The organism is Arthrobacter globiformis (assembly GCF_030818015.1).
GTDB classification, from domain to species: domain Bacteria; phylum Actinomycetota; class Actinomycetes; order Actinomycetales; family Micrococcaceae; genus Arthrobacter; species Arthrobacter globiformis_C.
Genome location: NZ_JAUSZX010000001.1, coordinates 4,092,174 through 4,118,148, shown reverse-complemented (window position 1 = coordinate 4,118,148; position 25,975 = coordinate 4,092,174). Strand labels below are relative to the sequence as shown.

The window sequence follows — 25,975 nt, the reverse complement described above, 5'->3', positions numbered from 1 at the left end:
GGGTCAGGCCAGAACGATAACGGCGATCACCACCGCCGCCGCGACGGCACAGCCGGCGGCGAGCAGCGGACCGATCAGCGGCAGGGGCAGCGGCCGGTTCGAGCGCAGGCTGGCCTCAACCCGCAGCCAGCGAATGGCGGAGCCCGCGCTCAGCAGCATGCCCAACAGAAGGAGAAGGACCGACAGCCCGCGGCGGATGGGCTCCGGGAAGACGTCCGTGGTGAAGGCCTCCACCGCAATGCCGCCGGCCAGGAGCGCCAGGGAGGTGCGGATCCACGCCAGGAACGTGCGCTCGTTGGCCAGGGTGAACCGCGGGTCAGGTTCGGTGCCGCCGGGCAGGAGCTTTTCGGCGAACCGGCTGCGGCGGGAGCCGGGGCCGGGCGGGGGAAGCGGGGTGGACGGCACGGTCACAGTCTAGCCAGTGCTGTTGTTTACAGGTCCGTGAAATTATTGTCACAGACGCGTAAATGCGGCTCACCCGCGCTTATGATGCATCCAGAGGCAGAAAGTCCAGCCAGCGGCCAGCAGCCCGGAACCAGAGGAGTGCCCATTGGACAATACCCGGTTCCCCGACGACGATGACACCCGGCCGGACGACCGGCCCGGCTCCGCGGCCCCGCTGGTGCGGAAACAGGCCTACGAGATCATCGAGGCAGTCCTGGCCGGCACTGATCCGGAAGGAGCCGAGGTCCGGGAGCGGCTGAGGGAGCATGTGGCGGCGCATCCCGGAAATCCGGAAGCAGCACTCCATGAGCACCTGGTGTTCACCCGCTCCCTGGCCCGGCAAGCCAACAACCGCCAAGCCAACAACAGGCCAAATCCCAACAGGCAGGATGTTCCCCGGCCTGCGGCCGGGGAACAGATCAGTGTTCCCGGCCGCGGACAGGCGGCCATCGAGGCGATCCTGCATGGCGGCATGCTCGTCACGGCGTTCCAGCCGGTCCATGATCTCGGCCGCGGTGGTGTCATCGGGGCGGAGGCCCTGACGCGGTTCTTGTGGGAGGAAGACGGCAGCGGTGCAGGTTCCTGGTTCAAGAATGCCGCCGCCGTCGGGTTGGGCGCGGATCTGGAGTTCTCAGCGCTGCAGGCGGCTGTGGCCGCCGCGCAGGATCTCCCACACCATCTGGTCGTCGCCTTGAATCTCTCCCCGGCCGTATGCCTGGATCCCCGGCTGCCCGGATTCCTGGAACGCGCGCCTTTGGGACCGTCCCGGATCATGCTGGAACTCACCGAGCCGCTCCAGTCGGGCCAACTGGGCCCCCTGCTGGACGTCCTGACGCCGCTGCGCAATTCCGGCATGGGGCTGGCGGTCGATGAGGCGGGCACGGACGCTGCCTCCATGCGCCATATCCGTTCCCTTCGGCCGGACCTCATCAAGATCGGCCGCGGCCTGGTTGCAGGCATCGACGCCGATCCAAGCCGCCAGTACCTGGTGGCCGACCTTGTCGAATTCGGTCGGCAGACCGGGGCGGCGCTGGCCGCCGTCGGAATCGAAACCGCCGCCGAACTTGCGGTCCTGACCCGGCTGGCAGTGGCCGCCGGCCAAGGCCACTTCCTGGGAAGGCCCACGATCGACGTCAAGGAATGGGCCACCTGGGCCCGTCCCGCCACGGCAGTCCAAAACCGCCACGGGCGGCACACGGCCGGATGGCCACAGCAGCCGGACGGGCACTGATTCCCGGTCTAGTAGAAGCGCATGAATGATGGCGCGCGGGGTGGATCCGGCCGATCCAGGGCTTTCGGCGGATCCGGTGGATGCCGGGGTTTCGGCGGTGTCGCCGGAGGCTTCGACGGGATGGGAAGGCATGGGTAGTCGTAGTCGAAACGTCCCGCGGTGAACTGCGTTAGTGCAACGGTTCCGCCGGATGTGAGGGGCGGAGAGGAACAGTAGGCCCGGGCAGAGGCTCTGGAGGTTGCCCCGGCGATCCAGCTGTTGAGTTTGTTCAGGTTGCTGCCGGGACCAACGGTGCCGGCAATTTCGCGGAACTGGTAGGTGGTGGAATAGATGCCCACTTCTGCTCCGATGCTCTGCAGGTATGCGGTCATGCCCTCCAAATCTGCGGCGTTGGCTGCACGGTCGGGTGACCAGCTGTTCCCGGTTTCCACATCCAACCACCAGATATGGTGCGCGGCATCGGTGACGCCGCGGTGGTTGACGTCGTCGTAGGCCATGGCATACCCGTACATGTACGCACAGGCCGCGGTGTCGGTGCCGTGGCACTCCCCGTAGGGGTTTCTGACGTTGGCTCCCCGATAGGCGTTTGATCTGGGCCACCAGTGGGCTGCGGCTCCGGGATTGGCTGTATTGACATACAGTGCCACGGGGGTCCTCTTCGCCGGACCCGAAAAGCGGGCTGCCCAGGTCAGCTGCGCGGCCAGGCAGGGGTTCGTGGTGTTCGGCCGCCCGCCGTTTACGCCGATGACGGCGAACCCCTTAGGTTCCGGAAGATCGCTGCCGCACTGGGGCCAGGAGATGTCGTAGCCCAGCACGGCGTGGTCAGGCGGCGGGGAACCCCCTGCGCTTGCCGCTTGGACCTGGGCAACCTGCCAAGCGAACAAAAGACAGGCAACGACGAGGGTTCGTCCGGCTTTCATCGGGGCCCCGGCAGTCGTGCGGTCAGAACCGCAATAGTCCCTGGGCCGCGAAGCGCCCGACCGCCGAGGACGTGGCCGCCTGCGGCCCAGGATGTTGCCAGTCCCGTGATGTGGACCGCGTGGTAAAGGTCCGTGAGCCCGAGAAGATTCATTGGCGCCTGCCTCCAAAGGGCCCAGACCGGAATGACACCTCCGATGCTAAGCAGGGCAGCGTGGGAAAACCTTGCGATGGGCGCTCTGCTTGTACATGAGAATCATTCTCATGTAGCCTTTCTGGCATGCGCGTAACCGTTGTGAGCTCCCTGGATGTTTTCAGCCGGCAGACGGCCTGTGCGGCCTTGGCTGCGGATTCCCCGGACGCCCTTGTCGTATTCCACGATCTCTTGGATGACGGGCTCGTCATCCGCAGGACCTTCAAAGAGGGCCGCCGCCTTGAGCGGGAAGAGTCGCTACTGGAACACGGATGCCTTAGCTGTACCGTGCGCCTGGACGCTTCCGCCACGCCCTGGCGTCCCTCGCTGAAGGATCCTGCTGGCTCCGCGGCCGGCTCTGGGTGGCATCAGCACCAGATTTGCAGGATCGCCGTTCAAGGCATCGGGTCACAGGCGATGAGGTGGACGCCACCGAAATCGCTGCGCTGCTCACCGGCTGCGAACTGACCGAAGCGGAGATGGCCTCCAGCCCCGGCACCATCCAAGACCCCTTCGACCTGAACCCGACTACCGAAACAACACAAAGGAGCAACTCATGAAAGTACGAAACTCGCTGCGGGCGCTGAAAAAAATACCGGGCGCCCAGATTGTTCGCCGCCGCGGCCGCACCTTCGTCATCAACAAGAAAAACCCGCGGATGAAAGCGCGGCAAGGCTGACCGGGTGCGCGGCGCTCCCACCACGGACGGACCGGCACCAGCGTTAGCCCTGCTGCGCCGCCCATTCTTCGACCCGGCGGTTGCATTCCTCTTCGGAGAGGTCTTCCACGCGGGTCATGACAGACCAGCGGACGCCGAAGGGGTCCCGGATGCTGGCGTAACGGTCACCTGAGACAAACGTGGCCAGTGGCTCGCGGACCGTGGCTCCGGCCTGCACTGCGCGCTGCACCAGGGTGTCTGCGTCAGGGCAGTAGAGGCCAAGGGAGTAGCAGTCATTTTCACCCTCCGGCGCCGGAACCAGATGGTATTCCGGGTTGGGTTCGCCGAGCTGGAGGTGGCCGTTCCCGAAGTCGAGTTCCGCGTGAACCACTACTCCGCCCATCTCCGTGGCGCCGACCACGCGGGCGCCGAACACGTCCTTGTAGAAGGCGATCGCTTCCCGGGCGTTGGTCACAGCAAGGAACGGCGTGAGGCTCGTCAGGCCATTCGGAATTCCGTGCGTGGTGTGCTCTCCGTGGGCGGCCGTGGTCGATTCGGTGCTTGTAGTATCTGTCATGTCTATGACGCTACGTGCCCCGTCAGCGGCGGCGCTTGGAGATTCGCGACAGTCTGAGGGGACCTGTGGAGAGTTCGTACAAGGGGATCCTTTACCCGGCCCGGCTTCCCAGTTTTCACCGCCTTCCAGCGCCGGCCTCCGTGGCGGACCTGGTCCAGTGGTTCTGGATTCCGGAGTGGAACATCGAGCCCGGCCGCACATCCCGCCAGCACCTGATCGCGTACCCCGGCTCCAACCTGGTGGTGCAGCCCGACGGCGTGGTCTTCTCCGGTCCGACTACCCGGGCCGCCTATCAGGACTTGGCCGGACGGGGCTGGGCGGTCGGTGCGCTGCTGCGGCCCGCGGCCGTGCCGCTGTTCACCGACGATCCCTCCGGCCTGCGGGACACGGAGATGGCTGTGGCCGCGGAAGGACTGCACCTTTCCGTCTCGGAGGCCATGAACACGCACGACGGCGAGACTCGCCGCGCGCGGGCAGTGGATGCCTTCGCGGGGTGGCTGGCTTGCGTTGCAGGGCCCACGGTGTCCGGGGAGGCGTTGCTGGCCAACCGGCTGATGGACCTCATCGGTTCGGACGCCTCGGTGGTCCGGGTCGAGGACGCGGCGGTTGCGCTGGCGGTTTCGCAGCGGACCCTGCAGCGTGTGGCCAAGAAGTACATCGGCCTCAGCCCTGCCGCGCTGATCCGCCGTCGAAGGCTTCAGGACGCTGCCGAGCGGACGCGAATGGATGCTTCAGCGGATTTGGCAGCGATAGCCGCCGAGCTCGGGTACGCCGACCACGCACACCTGACGAATGACTTTCAGAAGTACCTGGGCTTCACCCCGAGCACGTACCGGCGGGCGGTTGCAGGCGACGGGTCCTAACCGGTTAGTTCCGCCCGGCGGTGGCGCAGCTCCCTTACGGCCCGGTTTAGTGGGGACCCGTGGAACGGCAGTGTTTCGAGATCCACGGAGGCTGCGGCCTTGAGGGCGGCGGCGTTGGCCGATGCGGCGGCCCTCTGCGGCAGGCCGATCTCGGCTGCGAACTCGGCCCAGTGCCGCGCCCTCAGGTTCTTCGATTTGCCCGCGATCGGCAGTGCCATGGTGATGTCGCCGTAGATGAGCGTGCAGGGCACGTCATAGATGGGCGCGACGACGTAGCCGCCGTTCCGGCCGCCCAGGACGGCCACGTTCTTGGCGTGCAGGTCCCCGTTGCCGGTAAGCCAGGCGAACAAAAACTGCAGGTACAGGTTCCGGGCGGCCACCGCTGGGGCCTTGGATACCCCGGCAAGGGCTGTGACCACCTCTTCGGCAGCCACGTTGTACTTTGATGCCGGCGGCAGTCCCAAAACCTGCGCTCCGTCCTCCATTGGCAGGTGCATCCACTGCCCGCCGTCACTGACCCGGTCAAAGCGCGTGACGAGCAGGCCGGGCAACCCGTTTTTGTCATGGACCACACTGGCGGTCGCGGTGGGGATTTTCAGCACCTTCGCTGCAGCCAGGTGGGCCGCCTCGTTCTGGATAAGGTTGGCGTGCGTGGGCGGGTTCATCTTGAGGATGTATCTGCCGCTGCCCAAAGCCAGCGGCGCGGACAGCATGGAAGCGCTGACTTTGGGCTGAACGCCGGGCAGTCCGTGCAGGTCGAGCGCTTCGGCGAGGACAGCGAAGTCCAGGGCGGCCGGATCCGTCGTGTCCGCCAGGGGCTCGGGCTCGGCTGGCGCTTCGCCTGCCGGGACGATCTGCACGTCGCCTGGCACGTCGGCACCGACGGCCATGATCAGCGTCAGCTCATCGTCGAGGCTGGTCTTGGCGGCGTTCTTCAGCACGGTCAGCCGGTGACCTTCGGGCAGCAGGCCGGCGAAGAACGCAGGCAGGCCGCCTCCGTGCGTGACAATGGGCGCCTCTGCCGGTGGCAGTGTGGTGGCAATGCCGGGCAGCCCTGCCTTCAGGTAATCCGGGGCATAGGTGAACTCGGTACCGCCGTTCTCGGTCCTGGCCAGTCGGCCTGCCAGCTCCCCCTGTTTGTAGACGTCGGCGGCCGGGAGGAAGCGCAGTCGCTGCAGGTCGCCGGCCATTACGCGGCCGCCACGTGCAGGCCGAGGACGTTCGCGACAGAGACGACAGCTGCTAGCGTGGGGTTGCCGGTGCCTGTCTCGATGGCCCGGACGGTGCGCTCCGAGACTCCGGCCAGATCGGCCAAGTCGCTCTGGTTCAGGCCTGCATCCTTACGCGCCGAACGGACTGACAGCCCGATGCCCTTTACGTCTCCTACTTCCACTATCCGTCCCGCTTCTCATCGGCATGATGTTGCCGTTTTCGACCTTCCCGAACCACAGTCTGCCCCACTTGACGCATTTCGGCAACATATTGCCGCTTTTGCCTCTCCCTGGGTCCGGGCGCCCGGCCTGGCAGCCTGATCGGCAGAATATTGCCGGAGTGGGCACCACGTCTGGCCTGGCTCTGCACCCCTGCGGGGTGTTTGCGTACCGCCAATCGGCAGTAACGACGTCCACGGAGTCCAGGTTGTCCAGGCTCAGGCCGTAGGTGCGGGTCAGCCAGCCGACGCCGCCACCTAAACAGTGAATTTGGTTATCAGCGCGCCCACGCCTTTGCCTTGATCGACGCGTACGTCTACGGCTTCGCCCTCTCCGAGGCCACGCCCAATCAACGGCCCCGAAGCCGTCACCGAAGTCGCTGAGCGGATGATGGGTCAGTATTCTGCCGAGGACTATCCCCACCTCGTGGAATTCTCCGTCGAGCACGTCATGAAACCCGGTTATGACTACGGTGCGGAGTTCGAATTCGGGTTGGACCTGGTCCTCGAAGGCCTCGCGAGGGCGAGAAGTTCTTCAGCCACCCCGAGCTGAACATGATCAATAACGGAGGGACCGGCGGCGGTGCCGAGGTCGGCGATGTAGACCAGCTGCCGGCGGTGTCGGCAGCGGCAGCGGAAGCTGGCCGCCAGACGCTTTCCAGTGGCAGCTCCAGACCGTGTGAGCCCGTGACGGCGGATGGTCGCACCTGGGGGCCATGCTGTGTGCGCGCCGGGAGTCTCAGTCCGCAGCACCCGGCGGTGTAGCTGGGAGGAGCCTGCAATCGGAAATGAAGGGGGTGTCCCAAGGTTTTTATAAGGTGCGTGGAATAGATCTTTGTCTCCCGCTAGTCATCGACCCTCTGTGCCGAGTTGTCCAAAGAAACAAGGGGCGGGCGGCAAGCTTTGGAGGCCAGAAGTGACACACAAATCGAAGTTTGCTTCCATGCTGACGGTGGCTGGACTACTCGCTGGACTACATGTGGGGCTCGCCGCTCCGGTCGCGAGTGCCGCGGTGGGGCAGGTGAGCGCAACAGTCGAGACGGCCCCCATACACGGAACGGGGGATGCCGCGGACGACCCCGCCATCTGGATCCATCCCACCGACCCGTCGAAAAGCACGATAATCGGCACGGACAAAAGCACTGACGGGCACGGCCTTGTCGTCTACGACCTGTCTGGGCGGGAGTTGTTCTACTATCCCGACGGACGGATGAACAATGTTGATGTCCGCTACAACTTCCCCCTCGGCGGCAGCCGCGTCGGCCTGGTCGGTGCCTCGAACCGCGTACGCAGCCTTGACTTCTACAAGGTCAACGAGGCGGACCGCTCGCTGACGAAGGTCGGCAGCTTCGCCCCCACTGCCAACATCGCCACGCCCCGCGGGTTCTCCTTCTACCACTCCCCGGACACCGGTAAGTACTACGTCTATGTCACCGATGTCGGCAAAGTCGAGCAGTGGGAACTTGACGGTTCCACCGGATCAGTTACCGGCCGGCTAGTGCGCAGTTGGACGGTGAGCGGTCCCGCCCACACCGAAGGCCTGGTGGCGGATGATGAGATGAAGCGGCTCTACATTGCGCAGGAGGACATCGGCGGAATCTGGCGCTACGGCGCCGAGCCCGGGGACTCGACTACCGGGACGAAAGTTGTCAGCACCACCGAGGTAGGCGGCGACATCGTCCAGGACATCAAGGGCATCAGCATCTACTACGGTAGCGGCGGCGCCGGTTATCTGCTGGCCGCGAGCCAGGGCTCCAACCGATTCCACGTCTACGCCCGCGATGACAACCGGCCGCTGGGAGCCTTCGCCATCCCGGCCGGGAACGGGATCGACGCTGTCACGGGCATGGACGGGATAGACGTCACCAACTTCGGCGTCGGCGCGCCCTTCCCCCAAGGATTTTTCGTCACACAGGACACCGCCAACGACGGCGGGCAGCGCCAGAACTTCAAGGCGGTGCCGTGGCAGTCCATCGCTGCCGCCTACACGCCGGCTCTACTCGTCGATGCGGCCTACGACCCGCGCAAAATCGGGGCCGGGACCCCCGCTCCAGCGCCCCCGGACACAACGATCACGAGCAGGCCGGCCAACCCGACGAGCTCCACATCGGCCCAGTTCAGCTTCACCTCGACATCGACCAGCGCGACCTTCGCCTGCTCGCTTGACTCTGCAGCATTCGCCAACTGCACCAGTCCGGTGTCGTACACAGGACTGTCCGATGGCGCGCATACCTTCCGGGTTCGTGCCTCTGACCAGAACGGCGCTGACCCGACCCCCGCCAGCTATACGTGGACTGTGGACACGACGACGCCGCCGGGGGACACCACGCCCCCGGAGACTACGATCACGTCGGGACCACCTGCGACATCGACCTCGACCAGCGCCTCCTTCGCATTCACCTCCAATGAAGCCAATTCGACGTTCCAGTGCAGCCTGGATGGTGTGCCGCGCGTGGCGTGCACCTCGCCCCAGGCCTACACCGGGTTGTCGACGGGGTCCCACACATTCAGTGTCTGGGCCACTGACGCAGCCGGGAACACCGATGCGACGGCGGCGACGCAGACCTGGAGCGTCAGTCCCAGCGACCCGGGCGGCGGCGGCATCGTCCGCGGGTCGGTGAGCCAGGCCACGAACACCGCAGCCAGCACCACGCTTTCGATTCCCAAGCCGGCCAATGTGGCCCAGGGAGATGTCCTCGTCAGCTGTCTCTCCCTGAACGGCGGCAGCGTCACCGCGACAGGTGCCCCGGCTGGTTGGACACGGCTGGCCGCGGTGACCGCCATCGCAAACCCGAAAGTCTACGGCTACTACAAGGTGGCCACTGCGTCCGAGTCGGCGAGCTATTCCTGGACGACAACTTCGACGACGAGCGGAGGGGGCATAGCAAGGTATTCCGGCGCATCAGGGCTTGATACCGCTGCCACGTCCGCGTCCGGCGCGGCGGCATCTGCGGGAACCGTCCCGGCAGTGACGGCCACAGCCGCGAACGCGATGCTGGTCGGATGCATGAGCGTCAACTCCGCCTCGGTCACCCTCACCTCGCCGGCCGGCATGACCCAGGCAGTCGAGGCCGGCGCACGTCGCTTTGAAATTGCCGACGGCATTCAGCCGATCGCGGGACCAAGCGGCGCAAAGACATGGAACTTTAGCGCCGCTCGAGAGTGGGCCGGTTGGCTGGTTGCGCTTCGACCGAAGGCTCCGTAACTCGCCCGTACCGGCGCTCAGGCCCAAAGACAGGACGAGCGGCGCTGCGAGCCGCGGCGACAAAGCATGATTGAGGAGATGGAAGCGATTCTGTATTTGGGCAGCGGGTTAGGACAGAGAACGGAGCCCGCCGCCATGCTTGAGCAGTGCCGGCCGGGCCTCATGGGGACAGTACCGGTCACACGCCGAGCGCTCCCAGGGCCACGCAGGTCTCCGCGGTTCAGGGTTGGCGCCATTGACATCGCGGATGGCGGGGTCCATTGGTTGGCATGTCCAGCTCAATCCGGGTCAGTCAAGGAGCAGATAGGAACGCCGCACCGTACGGAATCGTGCACTTCTTCGCCGGGGGCACCAAGGAGCAGTATGAGGCCACAATCGCAGCTGTTCACCCCGGCGAGGGCGGGTTCACGTCGCCTCGCGAAGAGACCGTCAACGATCTGCACAAGTTCATGCCCTAGCGATTCGAAAGGACACTGCGATGGCCGCCATAGTCAACTACTTCGAGATCGGTTCGCCCGACCCGGATGCCGCACGGAACTTTTACGGCCCACTATTCGACTGGACCTTTGGGGAACCCTCGCCGGCCAGCTATCGGATGGTGAACGGCGACAAGGGCGGTCTGTGGGACACCACCTCGCTGGGCGGAAACGCTTGGGCCATCTTCTATGTGCAGGTGGACGATGTGAAGGCGGCGATCGCCCAAGCCGAGTCCCTCGGCGCGAGCGTCGCCGTCCCCTTCGTCGACAACGGAGTCATTGAGTTCGCGCATCTCCTCGACCCGCAGGGCAACCGCTTCGGCGTGTGGCGGCCGAAACAGTCGGCCTAAGCCGGGTTCTGCCTGCCAGTGGCTACTCCGGCAGTTCCATCTGGAAGCCGCAGTCGCACCTGAGGACCCGGGTGGCGAGATAAACATCCAGGGTGTGCCCCTCCGTGCTTTCCGTGGATAGGGGAGCGGAGAGCCGGCGGAGTTCCGACCCGGCTTTCCGCATCGGCTGTCCACAGTGGATGTAGTGTCCGCCGAAGATCAGCACGTCCCCTGTCTGGTCGGCACGGGCCAGGACCATCGACAGGTCCGCGGCCTGGGCGGGATGCTCACTGAAGAGCCCGCACCGGCTGCAGGTGTAGGCGACGAGGACGATCTCCGGCGGCGAGTGTTGCAGCCCGGTGACGGACCTGATGGTGAGATGGCGGTCGGTGCCGCAGTGTCCGCACATCACCGGGGGCACACGGTGCCGGCCGGTTCCGTCCTGGCGGAAGCCATGGAAACCCAGTGCCATGATCAGAGGGCGAACGGGTAGCTGGAGAGGATGTAGTCCGCTGCGGCGCGTCCCTTCATCCTCAGTCTGCCCTTGCGGACATTTGCCCCGCATAGGCGCATTCGTGCCCTGAAGACGGCGGGGTGTTTGGGTTTCACGCCCTGGAGCAGGCACCAGCTTGTGTACAGCCCGTACAGGCAGTCCGGCCCGAGCGGGCTGTCGGTGTCTGCGGCGGGGGTGGTGGCGTCATGAAGGAACTGCTGGAAATGGGAGGTGGCCACGTCAGGCTCTTTCCTCGGGGTGCACGATGTCCGCCGTGAGGCTACAGCGGGTTTCCCCCGGCGGTGCACGATGCCGGAGGAGGTTCCTGCGGAAAACTTCAGCCACGCAGAACCCTGCTTTGAAAAATACTCCTGTTCTCCGGAGCTGTACAGGGTTCAGGCAGGGCAGCGCAGCTCATGGATCCAGACTTGGTGCCGGGTTCCATGAGTTCGGGCCGTCATTGCGGACGCTGTTGACCCGGTCGCCGACACCCGCGGGTTGAGGCCGATGGGTTCGGGCAAGGTGTCCCGCAGTTGATGATGGTGCTTCCGGAAGAGAATCCGTCGTGCTCGATCCTCTTCCGGGGCACGGGCAGGGCCTAAGCCAGCCTTGACCAGCTAGCGAAGAGACAGCTCCAGTCGTTGCGGGTTCTCCGTCGCATCCTCGGCGAGCAGATCCAGCAGGTACCGGCCGTAGCCGCTCTTGCCCAGCGGTTCCGCGCGCTCGCGCAACTCATCATCACTCAGGAAGCCGAGCCGCCAAGCGATCTCCTCGGGGCAGCCAATGGAGAGGCCCTGACGCTTTTGGACCGTGCGCACGAACTCTGACGCCTCATTGAGGGAGTCGAAGGTGCCGGTATCCAGCCAGGCGGTGCCGCGGGGGAGGATCTCCACCTGGAGCTTGCCCCGCTCCAGGTATTCGCGATTCACATCAGTAATTTCCAGTTCGCCGCGTGGCGACGGCTTCAGATTGCGAGCAATTTCCACGACGTCGTTGTCGTAAAAGTAGAGCCCGGGCACGGCGTAATGGCTTTTCGGCTTCTCCGGCTTTTCCTCAAGGGAAATGACTTTGCCCGTGACATCGAACTCCACGACGCCGTACGCGGTCGGGTCAGCAACGCGGTAGCCGAAGATGGCGCCGCCATCGATGTCCGCGAATCGGCGGAGCTGCGTGCCCATGCCCGGGCCATAAAAGATGTTGTCTCCGAGGACCAGTGCCACTGGTCCGTCGCCGATGTGGTCGGCACCTAGAACAAATGCCTGGGCCAAACCGTCGGGAGAAGGCTGCTGGGTGTAGGTGATGTTAACGCCAAGCTGGCTGCCGTCGCCTAGTAGGCGCTGGAACTGGTCCGCGTCGTGCGGAGTGGTGATGATGAGGATGTCCCGTATGCCGGCCAGCATCAGAGTCGACAGTGGATAGTAGATCATCGGCTTGTCGTAGACAGGAACCAGTTGCTTGCTGATGCCCTGTGTGATCGGATGAAGTCTTGAACCGGTCCCCCCGGCGAGGATAATCCCGCGCATGGGATCTAGTTTCGACGTAATTGCGGGTTCAAACAAATCCGTGGCGCTATGGAAATATGGAAATCATGCAGAAATTCCTCGTGACCGGTGGCGCCGGTTTCATCGGTTCCAATTTTGTGCACTATGTCCTGAATCACACAAATAACGCCGTCACCGTCCTCGATAAGCTGACTTACGCGGGAAATCGGGCCTCCCTTGAGGGGCTGCCGGCGGACCGCTTTCAGCTCGTTGTTGGGGACATCGCTGACGCTGCACTAGTGGATAGCCTGGTTGCCGACTGTGATGTCGTGGTTCATTACGCGGCGGAGTCACATAACGACAATTCCCTGCACGATCCGAGGCCATTCCTCGACACAAACATCATCGGCACCTACACGCTGATCGAGGCAGCTCGGAAGCACGACAAGCGCTTCCACCACATCTCCACTGATGAGGTGTATGGGGACCTTGAGTTGGATGATCCGGAGCGTTTCACGGAGAGCACCCCGTACAATCCCTCCAGCCCCTATTCCTCCACGAAGGCTGGCTCTGATCTGCTGGTCCGCGCCTGGGTCCGCTCCTTCGGACTGCAGGCAACCATCAGTAACTGCTCGAACAACTACGGCCCCTACCAGCACGTCGAGAAGTTCATACCGCGCCAGATCACCAACGTCCTTGACGGCATCCGGCCGAAACTCTATGGCAAGGGCGAGAACGTCCGCGACTGGATCCACGCCAACGACCACTCCTCCGCCGTCCTGGCCATTATCGCCAAGGGCCGGATCGGCGAGACATACCTGATCGGCGCTGACGGCGAGAAGAACAACAAGGACGTCGTCGAGCTGATCCTGAAGCACATGGGCGAGGCTCCGGACGCTTATGACCACGTAGTGGATCGCGCCGGCCATGACCTGCGGTACGCCATCGATTCCTCGAAGCTCCGTACGGAGCTGGGCTGGCAGCCCGAGTTCTCCGATTTTGATGCCGGCATTGAGGACACGATTGCCTGGTACCGGGACAACGAGGACTGGTGGCGGCCCCAGAAGGCCGCCACAGAGGCGAAGTACAAGGAACAGGGCCAGTAGCGCCATGACGATCGAGTTTTCGAAGCCGCTTGGTGCGCAGGAGACGCCAATTCCCGGCGTGGTTCTCTACGACCTTCCGGTGCACGGGGATAACCGCGGCTGGTTCAAGGAGAACTGGCAGCGCGAGAAGATGATCGCGCTGGGCTTGCCGGATTTCCGTCCGGTCCAGAACAACATTTCCTTCAACGAGAAGGTTGGAACAACCCGCGGCATTCACGCGGAGCCCTGGGATAAGTTCATCTCGGTGGCCACGGGCAGGATCTTCGGCGCCTGGGTCGATCTGCGCGAAGGTCCGTCCTTTGGGACCGTGTTCACTGCTGAACTGGACGCCAGCCAAGCCATCTTCATCCCCCGAGGTGTTGGCAACGCATTCCAGACACTCGAGGACAACACGGCGTACACCTACCTTGTAAACGATCACTGGTCCCCAGATGCTCAGGGCCAGTACACGTTCCTGAATCTGGCCGATGAAAGCGCCGCCATCCAATGGCCGATTCCCCTCGACAATGCAGAGCTTTCGGACAAGGACAAAGCGCACCCTCGGCTGGCAGGTGTCGCTCCGATGGCGCCGAAGAAGACGCTGGTGTTGGGCGCTGATGGTCAGCTAGGCAAGGCCCTGCGAGCGATCTATGGCGGCGTGGACTCTGTCGAATTCGCCAACCGCGCGGAGTTCGATCTGGCCAGCGCGGATTCATACAGCAGCCGAAACTGGAAGAACTACTCGACCATCATCAACGCGGCCGCTTACACCGCAGTGGATGCGGCTGAAACGCAGGATGGGCGTGCCGCAGCGTGGGAGATCAACGTCAACGCGGTGGCCCGCCTCGCCCGCATCGCCGTCGAGTACGACCTGACGCTAGTCCACATCTCGTCGGACTATGTTTTCGACGGAGGCCGCGACATTCATGATGAGAGCGAGGCGTTCACGCCGCTTGGTGTATATGGCCAGACGAAGGCTGCTGGGGACGCTGTCATCAGCGTGGTCCCCAGGCATTACATCGTGCGGACCAGCTGGGTCATCGGTGAAGGAAACAACTTCGTGCGTACCATGGCGTCGCTGGCGGAGCGCGGGATCAAGCCCTCGGTGGTCAACGATCAGGTTGGGCGGCTGTCCTTCACGCAGGACATTGCAGCAGGCATCCGGCACTTGCTTCAGAGCGGTGCCGCCTATGGCACCTATAACCTCAGCAACAACGGAGATCCACAGTCGTGGGCGGATATAGCTGCCGACGTCTTTGAACTGGCGGGCTCATCCAGGGATGACGTGACTGGGGTCAGCGCCGCTCAGTACTTCGAAGGCAAGGCGGCGGCTCCCAGGCCGCTTAATAGTGCCCTGGACCTGGGTAAGATCCGTGCCGCGGGATTCTCACCTCGGCATTCCCGTGATGCGCTCAGTGAGTATCTGCAGTCGTAGATGCGCCGGGCGTGCTGTCCGAAAGCGCCGCTGACTTCGCCCGAAGTCAGCGGCGCTTTTCTGTGTGCCCTGCTTGACGCTGTAGTTTTCTTCCGCATATCCTGAACGAACGGTCGGTAAATAATCCGAGTATGGACGTGAATGCATAGGAGCAACCATGGCAGCGCAGAATCTGCAGTCAGTGCCTGACCAGCCGGCAGCCCCCGCCGCTGATGAGGCACAGGCCCAGCTGGAGGCCGAAGGCCAGGCGTATTTTGACCGCGTGATCTCCGAGGATTCCCGGATTGAGCCGCGCGACTGGATGCCGGCCGCCTACCGCAAGACCCTCCTACGCCAGATCTCGCAGCACGCGCACTCGGAGATCATCGGCATGCAGCCGGAAGCCAACTGGATCTCCCGCGCCCCCAGCCTGAAGCGCAAGGCCATCCTCATGGCCAAAGTCCAGGACGAGGCCGGCCACGGGCTCTACCTCTACTCCGCCGCCGAAACCCTTGGCCAAACACGGGACCAGATGATGGACGACCTCATCGCCGGCAAGGCCCGCTACTCCTCCATCTTCAACTACCCGGCGCTGACCTGGGCGGACATGGGTGCCATCGGCTGGCTGGTGGACGGCGCCGCGATCTGCAACCAGGTGCCGCTGTGCCGCGCCTCCTACGGCCCCTACGGCCGGGCCATGGTGCGCATCTGCAAGGAAGAGTCCTTCCACCAGCGCCAGGGCTTCGAGATCCTGCTCGAACTCTCCAACGGAACGCCCGCGCAGAAGCAGATGGCCCAGGACGCCGTGAACCGCTGGTACGCCCCGGCACTGATGATGTTCGGCCCGCCGGACGACGATTCCCCCAACTCCAAGCAGTCCATGGCCTGGAACATCAAGCGCTTCAGCAACGATGAGCTGCGCTCGCGGTTCGTCGGCATGATGGTGGAGCAGGTCAGGGTCCTGGGCCTGACCGTCCCGGACAGCGAGGTCCGCTTCAACGAGGACACCAAGAAGTGGGAACACGGCCCGCTGGACTGGAACGAATTCAAGGAAGTCCTGGCCGGACGCGGCCCCTGCAACTCGCAGCGGCTTGAGCGCCGCCGGCAGGCGCACGACGACGGCGCCTGGGTCCGCGAGGCAGCCTCTGCTTTTGCAGAAAAACAGATGGCCAAGCAGGTTAACAAGCAGAAGGAATACGCAGCATGAGTCCCCACGGCAACCCGGAAGTACCGGCCAGCTCCGGCGGAGCAGTAGAAACCTCCGCCGCCAAGGTCCCGGCCCAGCCGGCCCCCAGCGCGGAAGCGCCGCTGCACCGCAGCGTCTGGCCCCTCTGGGAGGTCTTCGTCCGGTCCAGCCGCGGCCTGAGCCACGTGCACGCCGGCAGCCTGCACGCGCCGGACGCCGCCATGGCCCTGCGCAACGCCCGCGACCTCTACACCCGCCGCAACGAGGGCGTGTCCATCTGGGTGGTCCCGGCGGACGCTATCGCCTCCAGCGACCCGGACGCCAAGGGCGCGTTCTTCGAATCGCCGCAGGGCAAGGACTACCGGCACGCCACGTACTACACCAAGAGCGAAGGGGTGAAGCACCTGTGACGGCCCCGGAACAGACAGAAGCCACAGGCCACGGCGACATCTCCGTCGGCGTCGCGGGGGCAGGCGCCAGCGGCGACGGGTCGGCCAGCGCCACCCGCATCACGCCGGGCAACGCGCTCCGCCCCGAGGATATCGCGCTCGAGGTCCGCACCGGCCTGGCCAAGCCCACCGAGGACGTGGCCGAGTACGCGCTGCGCCTGGGCGACGACGCCCTGATCCTGGCCCAGCGCCTGGGCCACTGGATCTCCCGCGCCCCGGAGCTGGAGGAGGACGTCGCCCTGGGCAACATCGCCCTGGACCAGCTCGGCCATGCCCGCTCCTTCCTCAGCTACGCCGCCGGCCTCAACGAGAAGACCGAGGACGACCTCGCCTACTTCCGCCGCGAGCACGAGTTCCGCTCCGCGCACCTGTTCGAGCAGCCCAACGGGGACTTCGCCGTCACCATCGCCCGGCAGTTCGTGGTGAGCTACTACCAGTTCGAGCTGTACCGCCGGCTCACCGAGTCCACGGACGCCACGCTGGCCGCCATCGCCGCGAAGGCCGTCAAGGAAGTGGACTACCACCGCGACCACAGCGCCCAGTGGCTCCTCCGCCTGGCGCAGGGCACCGAGGAGTCCCGCCGCCGCATGATCCACGGCCTGAAGCTCATCTGGCCGTACGTCGGCGAACTCTTCGAAACCGACGAGCTGGTGGCCCGCCTCGCGGAGGCGGGCGCCGCCGTCGAGCCTTCCAGCCTGCAGGCGGACTTTGACCGCCTCACCGGCGAGGTCCTCAAAGAGGCTGAGCTGGACGTCCCCGACGTGCCGTTCGCCCCGGGCGGCGGCCGCCAGGGCAAGCACTCCGAACACCTGGGCTACATCCTGGCCGAGATGCAGGTGCTGGCCCGGGAGCATCCCGGAGCAAGCTGGTGACTGCCGTGTACGTATCGGACTTCGAGACCAGGGCCGGAGTCTCCGCCGAGCAGAAGGCGTGGGGCATCGCCGCCACGGTCTGCGATCCCGAGATTCCGGTGCTCACCATCGAGGACCTCGGCATCCTCCGCAGCGTGAGGCTGTTCGACGACGGCGGTCCGGTTCCCGCTGTCCAGGTCACCATCACGCCCACGTACTCGGGCTGCCCGGCGATGGACGCCATCCGCGATGACCTGAAGGCCGCCTTCTCCAACGAGGGCTACCCGAGCGTGCACGTGGAGCTGGTGCTCGCGCCGGCGTGGACCACGGACTGGATGACCGAGGCCGGCAAGGCCAAGCTGCGGGAGTACGGCATCGCCCCGCCCTCCGGCAGGGCAGCGGCAGGCGGCCACTCCGGCCCGATCCGCCTGAGCCTGGCCGTGAAGTGCCCGCAGTGCTCGTCGCTGAACACGAAGGAACTCACCCGCTTCGGTTCCACCTCCTGCAAGGCGCTGTACGTGTGCCAGGACTGCAAGGAACCGTTCGACTACTTCAAAGTCTTGTAAGGAATTTCCCATGCCTGTTGTCCGCCAGACTGCCGCCGAATCGGCGCAGGCCACCGGCCGCCGTCGTCCGTCCTTCCACACCCTCACCGTCGCGGAGGTGCGCCGGCTCACCGAGGACGCCATCGAGGTGACCTTCGCGGTGCCGGCCGGGCTCGCCGGGCAGTTCGACTACCTGCCGGGCCAGTACGTGGCGCTGCGCACCACGCTGCCGGATGAGGCCGGCGAGCCGAAGGAGATCCGCCGCAGCTACTCCATCTGCGCCGAGCCGCGCAACTTCGCCGACGGCAGCAGCGAGATCCGGGTGGCCATCAAGAAGGACCTGGGCGGGCTGTTCTCCACGTGGGCCAACGCCGAGCTGAAGGCCGGGGACACGCTGGAGGTCATGAGCCCCATGGGCGCGTTCGTCTCCAAGCACGGCCGGGACGGGCAGGCCGTGGACCAGAACGTCATGAACTCGATGAACCATCCGGAGGATTTGGCGGGGGAGCCGGGCAACTTCGTGGCGATCGCCGCGGGCTCGGGCATCACGCCGGTGATCGCGATCGCCCGGACGCTGCTGGCCGCCAGCCCGGACACCCGGTTCGACCTGATCTACGCCAACAAGGCAGCCATGGACGTGATGTTCCTGGAGGAGCTCGCGGACCTGAAGGACAAGTACCCGTCCCGCCTGGCGCTGCACCACGTGCTGTCCCGCGAGCAGCGCATCGCCCCGCTGCTGAGCGGCCGGATCGACGCCGAGAAGCTGCGGGCGCTGCTGGGCACCGCCATCCACGCGGACGACGTGGACGAGTGGTTCCTGTGCGGGCCGTTCGAGCTGGTGCAGCTGTGCCGGGACACCCTGGCCGAGCGCGGCGTGAAGCCGGAGCACATCCGGTTTGAGCTGTTCACCTCCGGCAAGCCGGACCGGCCCGAGGGCAACGCCGGCCGCCCCGTCATCGAAGACGAGTCCAAGGAGACCTACAAGATCACGTTCAAGCTGGACGGCCTGCAGGGCGAGGTAGCCAGCCCCACGCACGCCCGCGAGTCCATCCTCAACGCGGCGCTGCGGGTCCGCCCGGACGTGCCGTTCGCGTGCGCCGGGGGAGTATGCGGCACCTGCCGCGCCAAGGTGGTCACCGGCACCGTGACCATGGACGAAAACTACGCGCTGGAGCAGGATGAGCTGGACAAGGGCTACGTCCTGACCTGCCAGAGCCACCCCACCAGCAAGGAAGTCTCCGTCGACTTCGACGTCTAGCATTCCGTCCCGCCCTTCCCGGTCTCAAAGGAGCAGCCATGATTTCCCTTTCCATTGCCGACGGCGTTGCCGAGGTGGTCCTCAACGCCCCGCAGAAGCTGAACTCGCTGGATGAGCAGGCGCTGGCGGACCTGTCCCAGGCGTACGACGACGCCGCTGCCGCCGCCTCGCGCGGTGAGGTGCGGGCGCTGCTGCTCAGGGGAGAGGGCCGCGGCTTCTGCGCGGGCCGGGACATTGCCGGCGTGACGCCGGAGAGCGACGACGCCGAGGCGTACCTGGGCGGGCTGGTGCAGCCGCTGCTGCAGAAGATGAGCGCCTTCCCGGCGCCGACGTTTGCCGCGGCCCAGGGCGCGTGTTTGGGCGTTGGTCTAGGCCTGCTGCTGGCCACGGACGTGGTGTACGTGGCGGAGAACGCGAAGTTCGGCTCGCCGTTCGCCAAGCTGGGCGCCACGCTGGACTCGGGCGGGCACTGGTACTTTACCGAGCGGCTGGGCATGCACCGGACGCTGGACCTGATCTACACGGCCGAGCTGATCTCCGGCACCGAGGCCGTGGCCCAGGGGATGTTCAGCCGGGCGTTGCCTGCCGAGGAGCTGCTGGACACCACGCGCTCCATCGTTTCCCGCGTAGCGACCGGTGCGACGGGTGCGTTCAAGGCCAGCAAGGAGCTGGTGGCGCACATCCGCGACCAGCGTCTTGGCCTGTGGACGTCGATGCAGGAGGAGAACGCCGAGCAGGCGCGTCTGTGCAAGAGTGAGGACTACGCCGAGGGCTTCCGCGCGTTCCAGGAGAAGCGGGAGCCCCAGTTCAAGGGCTAACCGATCTTCGGGGGCCGGGTAGGCTTAGGCGGCAGAGCTGGGTGAGCTTCCCGCAACCACTGCTCCACCGTGCCCAAAACCCAAACCCCCAGCATGGCCCCGGCAGTATTGGCCACGATGTCCATGGCGCTCGGAAACCTGTCGTGCAGGAAGAACTTCTGCCCCAACTCCATGCAGCAGGACGCGAGGAACGCGCTCAGCACGATCCGTCCTCGATGGAATGCCGGGACGGCCAACGCTGCGAGGATTCCAATGGGTGTAAACAACAGGATGTTCGATGCGAATTCCACGAAGTTGTAGTTGATGAGCTCGGGAAGCCCTGAGTGGTGCAGGGCGAACAGCACCATCTGCAGCCGTCCGGCAATAGGCCGGTCAACGGGAGTCGGCCAGAATGCCACGAACGCCAGAGCAGCGAGATACAGGGCAAGCAGCACACGCGCCATCCCGGCAGCGTCCGCCCGGCTCCATTTCCCCATACGGAAACGCTACGGGAGTCTCGGATTCAGCCGAAATCTGCGCCTGAAATTTCACTTTCTGCAAGTCAATTTGTAAGGTTCGATCATGACATTGGGGAAATCAGTCCGTAAAGCAGTTATTCCGGCCGCCGGTCTGGGTACGCGCTTCCTGCCTGCCACCAAGGCGATGCCGAAGGAGATGCTGCCGGTAGTAGATGCACCGGCCATCCAGTACGTCGTTGAGGAGGCCGTCAGCGCCGGCCTGGACGACGTATTGATGATCACCGGCCGCAATAAACGGGCGCTGGAGGACCACTTCGACAGGGCGCCGGCTCTGGAGCGAACCCTTGAGCTCAAGGGCGACCAGGCTCGCCTCGACGCCGTACAGCATGCCTCCGGTCTGGGGCCCATCCACTACGTCCGGCAGGGCGAGCCCAAGGGCCTGGGACACGCCGTCTTGTGCGGCCGCCAGCACGTCGGAGACGAGCCGTTTGCGGTGCTGCTCGGCGACGACCTCATCGACGAGCGGGACGAGCTCCTGACCATGATGATCGAGGTCCAGGCCAAGACCGGCGGATCGGTGATTGCCCTTATTGAGGTGGAGCCATCCCAGATCAGCGCCTACGGCTGTGCGGACATCACGCCGATTGATGGCGAGGGCTACGTCCGGGTGAATAGCCTAGTGGAGAAGCCGTCGGTGGATGAGGCGCCGTCCAACCTAGCGGTCATCGGCCGGTACGTACTGCACCCGGCAGTGTTCGATGTCCTTGAGAAGACCGAACCTGGCCGTGGTGGGGAGATCCAGCTGACCGACGCCCTGCAGACCCTTGCCGCAGGTGAGGGCGAGGGTTCCGGCGTATACGGCGTCGTCTTCCGCGGCCGCCGCTACGACACCGGAGACAAGCTGAGCTACCTTAAGGCCGTCATCACGCTGGCATCCGAGCGCCCGGAGTTCGGCGAGGACCTGAAAGCCTGGATGAAGAACTTCAACGGGTAGAAGGCCAACGCTCACGTTAATGAGCGAAGCCCCGACTGTTGTCGGGGCTTCGCTCATTAACGGGTACTGATTCGACAACAAAGAAGGGGCCCGTTCCGATAATCCGGAACGGGCCCCTTCTCTTGAAGCGCGGAATGGAGTGCTTAGGCAGATGCCTCAGCGTTCGCGCGGCGGCGAACGACGATCACCGAAGCGGCGCCGGCGGCAAGTGCACCGCCACCAACCAGTGACCACAGAACCAGGCTGGAGTCAGCACCGGTGTTGGCCAGGCCTGCACCGTTACCACCGGTGTTGGAAAGACCGGTGCCCGTGCCGCTGCCGAGGTCAGCTGCTGCGCCTTCCACGGTGACGGTCTGGGTTGTCACCCTGCCGGAAGTAACACCGGTTGCAGTCAGCGTGTAGACGCCAGGTTCGCTGATAGACAGCGGAAAGGCGAAGGCGCCATTGGCGTCAGCCGTGGTGCTGAATTCCTGTGCTGCCAGTACAACGCTGATCTTGCTGGGTACTGAACGGCTGGCACCGCCAGCGATGCTTGCACCGGTGGATGCAGGACGGGCGCCAGGCGTTACACGGATGATGAGTCGTTCGCCAGCGAGGAAGCCCCGGCCGGAGAATGTGAAGGTTTCGCCGGGTCCTACGACGCCGTCCGAAACAGCGGAGTTGGCGGGCGGTGCCGGGTAGTTGTTGCCGTTAACGGCCATGGCAGGCGCGGTGCCGGTCAGTACGATGGTTCCTGCAAGCGCGAGCGCAGCAATAGACTTCTTCATTTGTCCCCCCTGAGACCTTTTAACACGGATGTCACATTATTGTGGAGATTCCCCATCCCCATGTGACCGTGGGGCGAATCTCGTGGTGTTACCCAAGGAGAGATTAGCACCCTAAAGGGGATCTCTCCAAAGTGAATCCAAACACTTTACATACTGTTAATGAGCTGGCTACGAGGCAGGAACGCATGCGGCCGCTTGCGTCGCCAAAACCACGTCTTTTTGCGCCTGTACGGTGGGTGTCACCGATAGTTGGGGTGCTGTGTGTTGGACGATTTTGCCGAAAGTAAACTCAGCAGTGCTGCTTTGACCGGGCGCCAGCCTGACGGTTATGACACCCACTGGCCGACCAGCATGCCGATAGGAGGCGAAGGCTATCTTCTTGCCTCCCGCGAACACTTCTTCGACGTTTGATTGGGCAGGTCCATAGGCGATGATGTTGGTCTGAACACTGCCAGCTGGCACTCCGAAAACTCCGCCCCCTGTTACATACGCGGGAAGGGCACTCGCCGCGTTGGTAGGGGCGGTGTTGGTGCTGGTTACTCGAAGTTTCATTTGGATGTATCCGTCATCGGAACACTGCGGTATGAGCTGCGCGGTTCGCTTGACGTAGTAGTCCATCTTTGCTCCAGTTCCGTCGTTGAAATACAGTCCGAACTGGGCTGGCGACAGATAGGGGCCAGAGAGGGACCCGCTAAGCGGATATTTAGAAATTACGGTCTGCTCCTCCTTCGCGGCAGACCAGGCCATGACTCGTCCCTCTTTGACGCCGGAAGTAACACTGTCCAGCAACCGGGCGGAGTCCGCCTTCCCGTTTGAGAGAGAGTGAAATAGCTCCTTCGCTACGTTCGCGAAATACAGATCTTGCATGGCAGGGTCAGGAATCTCGGCATAGACGTCAGACAAGAGAGTTTTCACGACATTCTTGGCGGAGAGCTCCGTTGGGAGGGCAGCGAAGATTTCGGAGGATCCAGTATCGGTGAGTTTGACGGGGCCCGTCGCCGCCAACAGATAGCTGAGGGCAACCGGATCGATTGAAACAACGCCATCTAGGCGGGTCCCGGTCTTTTGCTGCCACATGGCCAATGCGGCGGAAGCCGAAGTCGGGAAGTCCGGAGTTAGATTGACATCCTGCATGAATTTCCCGACACGGCGAGAATATATTTGTTGCTGTTCGGCCTCGACGCCAATGATCGGCGACATGGCACCCAAGTCGGTTGCGCTCGTCTGATCTGTAAGCGACATCTTGCCGTTGTCGATTTGCAGAACGGCGAGTGCGCCTGGGATGCCTCCGCTGGCGCGGGATTCCGCATTATTCTGGATGAGCAGCAGGTACTTGCGAGGTGCTTCTGCGCCCATCATGCCTGGAGCTACGGACGCTGCATCCGCTGCAGTGGACAGCTCGCCCTGGAGCGAATCGAGTTGCTCTTTTGCTTGCCTGAGTGGTTCAGCAACCTGAGGCAACAACTGATCAGTATTTACTTCCGCGAGACGGTCGGCTGACTGAATGACCGTTTGAGACGCAGTTTGTAGTCTTGGGGCCGCGTCACTCAACGGCGACAGGTCTATTTTGCCGCCATTCGGTGCCAGTGCCTTCCAGTTGAGCGAATCCAATGCCTCCACCAGTGGCACGGCTCCAAACACGGTCATATCGTCGGCGGACGTTGCTAATGCACTTGCGGCCTGAAAGTTAGCGCCCAGCCAAGGTAAAGCCCCAGCCAATGTCCAGATGGGATCCGTTCCTGCCTCGTGCGCTCGACTGGTGGCGTTCCTAAGCTGTTCCACCGTCTTGCCCGCCGCGACGGTGTCCTCCTTGAGGACTTGTTCCTTGAGCTGGGGCATTAGCTGCCTAGCCGTTTCGAGTTGCCGGCTCATATCGAAGGCCTTTACCGCTAGCCAGGCCGAAGCCGCGACTGTCATAGCGCATATAACGCTTAGGGCGACCCACACGTATCTCATAAAGCGGGGCCGCCCCTGCCTGGTGCGGCCCCCTGGCCGAAAGGAATGGTTCCTCTGGCCTACGGAAGTCTTCTCGTTGCTGGTCATTTCAAGGACTCCTGCCAGAAATTTGAAGCAATACGGTCTTGCTTCCGTAAATGTGGGTTGCAACAGCGCTACAAACTCAGGTTTCCGCTGGTCCTCAAGCTGCAAGCTTCGTTGCATGCTCAAGGAACAGACTTATACGGCTCCTGCGCTGGCAAAAACAGCTTTGAATGTCTTGAACAGAATAACTACGTCACTCATGAGTGACCAATTCTCCACGTAGTAGAGGTCAAGTCGAATACTTTCTTCCCACGATAGATTGGAGCGGCCGCTTACCTGCCACAGTCCGCTCATGCCTGGACTGACATATAGCCTCCGGTGGGCCGCGTCGTCATACAGCGCGACCTCGCCGGCCCTTTGTGGACGCGGACCTACGAGACTCATGCTTCCGGTGAAGACATTTATTAGTTGAGGCAGTTCGTCGAGCGAGTATTTACGGAGAATCTTTCCCAGCGGTGTGATCCGGGGATCGTTCTCGACCTTGAACAGAGGCTTGTCAGCAGATCCCTGTGCCTTGAGAAGCGAATGCAATTCGGCATCGGCGTTCGTTCTCATGGAGCGGAACTTGATCATCTTGAATGACGTTCCGCGCAGCCCCACACGTTCCTGTAGATAAAAGACTGGACCTGGGCTGGAAATTTTGACGCATGTACCTACAAGGAGCATCAGTGGTGACAGAACGAGCAGCAGCAGCCCCGACCCAGCGATGTCGAATGCTCGCTTCGCTACCTTTTTTCCACCGGTCAGTTTCGGCGTGGAAACGTGGATGAGTGGAAGCCCGGCAACGGGCTGCGTATGGATTCGGGGCCCCGCAATGTCAGTTAGAGCAGGAGCCAGGATCATGCCGATGTCCCGGGCCGCGAGCTCCCAACCCAGATTACGCAGCTCCTCAGGCGTCATGAGCGCGCCGGCCGAAACTGCTACGGAATCAGCACCGCTGTTCTCTATGGAACGTAGTATCGACTGGGAATCGGCCCCATACCCAGTGACGGGAACGGAGAGCGCGTCTAGCGCTGCGCTCCCTTCGTCTGACCGGGGCAGATGTGCGGCGACGGGAAAATACCCTGCAGCGGGTACTGTCTGAAGCGACCGCACCAAATGAGCCGCCGACGCAGGGCCACCGATTATCAGGACTCGCGAATGACTTCGCCCAAGTCTCCTATCGAGGCTTAGGTGCTGTCGGACTACCCAGCGAGCAGCGAGAAGCCCCAATGCCCCTGCAGGAAAGGCCAGACCCACAAAGCCTCGGGCCGTGTCTATGCGTAGTGCGTAAGAAACGACTGCGACGAAGCCAAAAAGCCAGGCGGATGCGGCCAGGACGCGCTTGTACTCGTCTGCACCTGAGCCCAGTACGCGGCTTTCTCGACTTCCCCAAAAACCCAGCATAAGCCACCAGATTACGGAGAGGCCGATTGCTAGCCATTGGTAGCTCAGATCACTAGCGTCGACTGTGGGTTGGTCTGTGTATCCGAACCGAATTAAGTACGCACCTGCTACTGCCCACACGACGACAGCCGCGTCAACGACCACGAGGCGGCGGGCATAAATCAATCGCCAGGCCTTATGTGGCGTGTCCATCATTCCCCCATTTGTCATCCAGCGTTCTGCACGCCCAATCATAGAGGTAGGCCGAGACGTCCTGGACAACGCCGTGTCACATACTCCGCCGTTCGGTGCAACGCTTCACGGTATGCATCACCGTCCATAGCCTCAGGTAGGGCGCTCTGCCGAACTCACCGCGTAGGTGATGCCTACGGCGGAACTACGCCGGCCTTCGCGAGTCCTGCTAACCTATGTGCGGGCGGCTCTGGCG

The 25,975-nt window shown here is 63.8% G+C and carries 29 protein-coding genes; 17 read left to right on the top strand and 12 right to left on the bottom strand.

The features are described 5' to 3' along the window. Positions 1-3: 3 nt before the first annotated feature. Complete coding sequence (locus QFZ23_RS19235; RefSeq protein WP_306925374.1) at positions 4-405, bottom strand: YidH family protein; 402 nt, start codon at positions 403-405, stop codon at positions 4-6. A 145-nt stretch (positions 406-550) separates the two neighbouring features. Between QFZ23_RS19235 and QFZ23_RS19230 the strand changes: the two genes are divergently transcribed. Then, positions 551-1,675, top strand: a complete 1,125-nt coding sequence (locus QFZ23_RS19230) for an EAL domain-containing protein (protein ID WP_306925372.1) — start codon at positions 551-553, stop codon at positions 1,673-1,675. Positions 1,676-1,683: 8 nt separating this feature from the next. Here QFZ23_RS19230 and QFZ23_RS19225 read toward each other — a convergent pair whose 3' ends face one another. Next, the gene (locus tag QFZ23_RS19225) at positions 1,684-2,595 is read right to left on the bottom strand and encodes a hypothetical protein (RefSeq protein ID WP_306925371.1); all 912 of its coding nucleotides are present in this window, start codon (positions 2,593-2,595) and stop codon (positions 1,684-1,686) included. Positions 2,596-3,208: 613 nt separating this feature from the next. Here QFZ23_RS19225 and QFZ23_RS19220 point away from each other — a divergent pair. Further along, the gene (locus tag QFZ23_RS19220) at positions 3,209-3,346 is read left to right on the top strand and encodes a hypothetical protein (RefSeq protein WP_306925369.1); all 138 of its coding nucleotides are present in this window, start codon (positions 3,209-3,211) and stop codon (positions 3,344-3,346) included. Then, entirely contained in the window at positions 3,343-3,465 is a 123-nt protein-coding gene (gene ykgO / locus QFZ23_RS19215; protein ID WP_011693081.1) for a type B 50S ribosomal protein L36, read from the top strand. The genes QFZ23_RS19220 and ykgO overlap by 4 nt, the downstream gene beginning before the upstream one ends. Positions 3,466-3,508: 43 nt before the next feature. On the opposite strand, the gene QFZ23_RS19210 is transcribed toward ykgO, so the two are convergent. Continuing rightward, complete coding sequence (locus QFZ23_RS19210; protein ID WP_306925368.1) at positions 3,509-4,021, bottom strand: VOC family protein; 513 nt, start codon at positions 4,019-4,021, stop codon at positions 3,509-3,511. 65 nt (positions 4,022-4,086) lie between these two features. Between QFZ23_RS19210 and QFZ23_RS19205 the strand changes: the two genes are divergently transcribed. Beyond that, on the top strand, positions 4,087-4,884 hold the full coding sequence (locus QFZ23_RS19205; RefSeq protein ID WP_306925367.1) for a helix-turn-helix transcriptional regulator: 798 nt from the start codon (positions 4,087-4,089) through the stop codon (positions 4,882-4,884). Here the strand turns inward: QFZ23_RS19205 and QFZ23_RS19200 are convergent. Next, positions 4,881-6,074, bottom strand: coding sequence for a type II toxin-antitoxin system HipA family toxin (locus tag QFZ23_RS19200; RefSeq protein WP_306925365.1), 1,194 nt, complete (start codon positions 6,072-6,074; stop codon positions 4,881-4,883). The two genes, QFZ23_RS19205 and QFZ23_RS19200, sit on opposite strands and share 4 nt — an antisense overlap. Beyond that, positions 6,074-6,277, bottom strand: a complete 204-nt coding sequence (locus tag QFZ23_RS19195; RefSeq protein ID WP_306925363.1) for a helix-turn-helix transcriptional regulator — start codon at positions 6,275-6,277, stop codon at positions 6,074-6,076. Before QFZ23_RS19195 ends, QFZ23_RS19200 begins: the two co-directional genes overlap by 1 nt. 424 nt (positions 6,278-6,701) lie before the next feature. Here QFZ23_RS19195 and QFZ23_RS19190 point away from each other — a divergent pair, with 424 nt between their 5' ends. The 4 genes from QFZ23_RS19190 (at position 6,702) to QFZ23_RS19175 (ending at position 10,344) form a co-directional block, all read left to right on the top strand. After that, positions 6,702-6,866: a TetR/AcrR family transcriptional regulator C-terminal domain-containing protein gene (locus QFZ23_RS19190; protein ID WP_306926985.1), complete on the top strand. Its 165-nt coding sequence runs from the start codon at positions 6,702-6,704 to the stop codon at positions 6,864-6,866. A gap of 390 nt (positions 6,867-7,256) precedes the next feature. Continuing rightward, a complete protein-coding gene (locus QFZ23_RS19185; RefSeq protein ID WP_306926939.1) occupies positions 7,257-9,518 on the top strand; it encodes a phytase in 2,262 nt (753 codons plus the stop codon). A gap of 269 nt (positions 9,519-9,787) precedes the next feature. Beyond that, on the top strand, positions 9,788-9,976 hold the full coding sequence (locus QFZ23_RS19180; RefSeq protein WP_306925361.1) for a hypothetical protein: 189 nt from the start codon (positions 9,788-9,790) through the stop codon (positions 9,974-9,976). A gap of 20 nt (positions 9,977-9,996) precedes the next feature. Next, on the top strand, positions 9,997-10,344 hold the full coding sequence (locus QFZ23_RS19175) for a VOC family protein (protein WP_306925360.1): 348 nt from the start codon (positions 9,997-9,999) through the stop codon (positions 10,342-10,344). Between the two features lie 22 nt (positions 10,345-10,366). Here the strand turns inward: QFZ23_RS19175 and QFZ23_RS19170 are convergent, their stop codons facing one another. The 3 genes from QFZ23_RS19170 to rfbA form a co-directional block, all read right to left on the bottom strand. Further along, positions 10,367-10,795 (bottom strand): hypothetical protein, encoded by a 429-nt coding sequence (locus QFZ23_RS19170; RefSeq protein WP_306925358.1) that lies wholly within the window; start codon positions 10,793-10,795, stop codon positions 10,367-10,369. Between the two features lie 2 nt (positions 10,796-10,797). After that, positions 10,798-11,055: a hypothetical protein gene (locus QFZ23_RS19165; RefSeq protein WP_306925356.1), complete on the bottom strand. Its 258-nt coding sequence runs from the start codon at positions 11,053-11,055 to the stop codon at positions 10,798-10,800. 378 nt (positions 11,056-11,433) lie between these two features. After that, positions 11,434-12,339, bottom strand: a complete 906-nt coding sequence (gene rfbA, locus QFZ23_RS19160; protein WP_306925354.1) for a glucose-1-phosphate thymidylyltransferase RfbA — start codon at positions 12,337-12,339, stop codon at positions 11,434-11,436. A 65-nt stretch (positions 12,340-12,404) separates the two neighbouring features. Here rfbA and rfbB point away from each other — a divergent pair, with 65 nt between their 5' ends. The 8 genes from rfbB (at position 12,405) to QFZ23_RS19120 (ending at position 19,903) form a co-directional block, all read left to right on the top strand. Then, the gene (gene rfbB, locus QFZ23_RS19155; protein WP_306925353.1) at positions 12,405-13,403 is read left to right on the top strand and encodes a dTDP-glucose 4,6-dehydratase; all 999 of its coding nucleotides are present in this window, start codon (positions 12,405-12,407) and stop codon (positions 13,401-13,403) included. Positions 13,404-13,407: 4 nt separating this feature from the next. Next, positions 13,408-14,817 carry a bifunctional dTDP-4-dehydrorhamnose 3,5-epimerase family protein/NAD(P)-dependent oxidoreductase gene (locus tag QFZ23_RS19150; RefSeq protein ID WP_306925352.1) on the top strand — a complete coding sequence of 470 codons (1,410 nt, stop codon included), beginning with the start codon at positions 13,408-13,410 and terminating at the stop codon, positions 14,815-14,817. A gap of 157 nt (positions 14,818-14,974) precedes the next feature. Then, entirely contained in the window at positions 14,975-16,003 is a 1,029-nt protein-coding gene (gene paaA, locus QFZ23_RS19145; RefSeq protein ID WP_306925351.1) for a 1,2-phenylacetyl-CoA epoxidase subunit PaaA, read from the top strand. Then, positions 16,000-16,392, top strand: coding sequence for a 1,2-phenylacetyl-CoA epoxidase subunit PaaB (paaB, locus tag QFZ23_RS19140; RefSeq protein WP_306925349.1), 393 nt, complete (start codon positions 16,000-16,002; stop codon positions 16,390-16,392). The genes paaA and paaB overlap by 4 nt, the downstream gene beginning before the upstream one ends. After that, positions 16,389-17,303, top strand: coding sequence for a 1,2-phenylacetyl-CoA epoxidase subunit PaaC (gene paaC, locus QFZ23_RS19135; protein ID WP_306925347.1), 915 nt, complete (start codon positions 16,389-16,391; stop codon positions 17,301-17,303). Before paaB ends, paaC begins: the two co-directional genes overlap by 4 nt. Positions 17,304-17,308: 5 nt before the next feature. Further along, a complete protein-coding gene (paaD, locus tag QFZ23_RS19130; RefSeq protein ID WP_373427950.1) occupies positions 17,309-17,848 on the top strand; it encodes a 1,2-phenylacetyl-CoA epoxidase subunit PaaD in 540 nt (179 codons plus the stop codon). Between the two features lie 10 nt (positions 17,849-17,858). After that, the gene (gene paaE / locus QFZ23_RS19125) at positions 17,859-19,085 is read left to right on the top strand and encodes a 1,2-phenylacetyl-CoA epoxidase subunit PaaE (protein WP_306925343.1); all 1,227 of its coding nucleotides are present in this window, start codon (positions 17,859-17,861) and stop codon (positions 19,083-19,085) included. A 38-nt stretch (positions 19,086-19,123) separates the two neighbouring features. Next, positions 19,124-19,903, top strand: coding sequence for an enoyl-CoA hydratase/isomerase family protein (locus QFZ23_RS19120; protein WP_306925341.1), 780 nt, complete (start codon positions 19,124-19,126; stop codon positions 19,901-19,903). Here QFZ23_RS19120 and QFZ23_RS19115 read toward each other — a convergent pair. Continuing rightward, positions 19,900-20,379: a VanZ family protein gene (locus QFZ23_RS19115; protein WP_306925340.1), complete on the bottom strand. Its 480-nt coding sequence runs from the start codon at positions 20,377-20,379 to the stop codon at positions 19,900-19,902. The two genes, QFZ23_RS19120 and QFZ23_RS19115, sit on opposite strands and share 4 nt — an antisense overlap. 85 nt (positions 20,380-20,464) lie before the next feature. Between QFZ23_RS19115 and galU the strand changes: the two genes are divergently transcribed. After that, entirely contained in the window at positions 20,465-21,355 is an 891-nt protein-coding gene (gene galU / locus QFZ23_RS19110) for a UTP--glucose-1-phosphate uridylyltransferase GalU (RefSeq protein WP_306925339.1), read from the top strand. 143 nt (positions 21,356-21,498) lie between these two features. Here the strand turns inward: galU and QFZ23_RS19105 are convergent, their stop codons facing one another. The 3 genes from QFZ23_RS19105 to QFZ23_RS19095 all read right to left on the bottom strand — a co-directional run bounded on the left by QFZ23_RS19105 (position 21,499) and on the right by QFZ23_RS19095 (position 25,740). Then, positions 21,499-22,122 carry an LPXTG cell wall anchor domain-containing protein gene (locus QFZ23_RS19105; protein WP_306925337.1) on the bottom strand — a complete coding sequence of 208 codons (624 nt, stop codon included), beginning with the start codon at positions 22,120-22,122 and terminating at the stop codon, positions 21,499-21,501. 168 nt (positions 22,123-22,290) lie between these two features. After that, positions 22,291-23,961, bottom strand: a complete 1,671-nt coding sequence (locus QFZ23_RS19100; RefSeq protein WP_306925335.1) for a DUF4012 domain-containing protein — start codon at positions 23,959-23,961, stop codon at positions 22,291-22,293. 336 nt (positions 23,962-24,297) lie between these two features. Next, positions 24,298-25,740, bottom strand: a complete 1,443-nt coding sequence (locus QFZ23_RS19095; protein WP_306926938.1) for a sugar transferase — start codon at positions 25,738-25,740, stop codon at positions 24,298-24,300. Positions 25,741-25,975 lie beyond the last annotated feature (235 nt).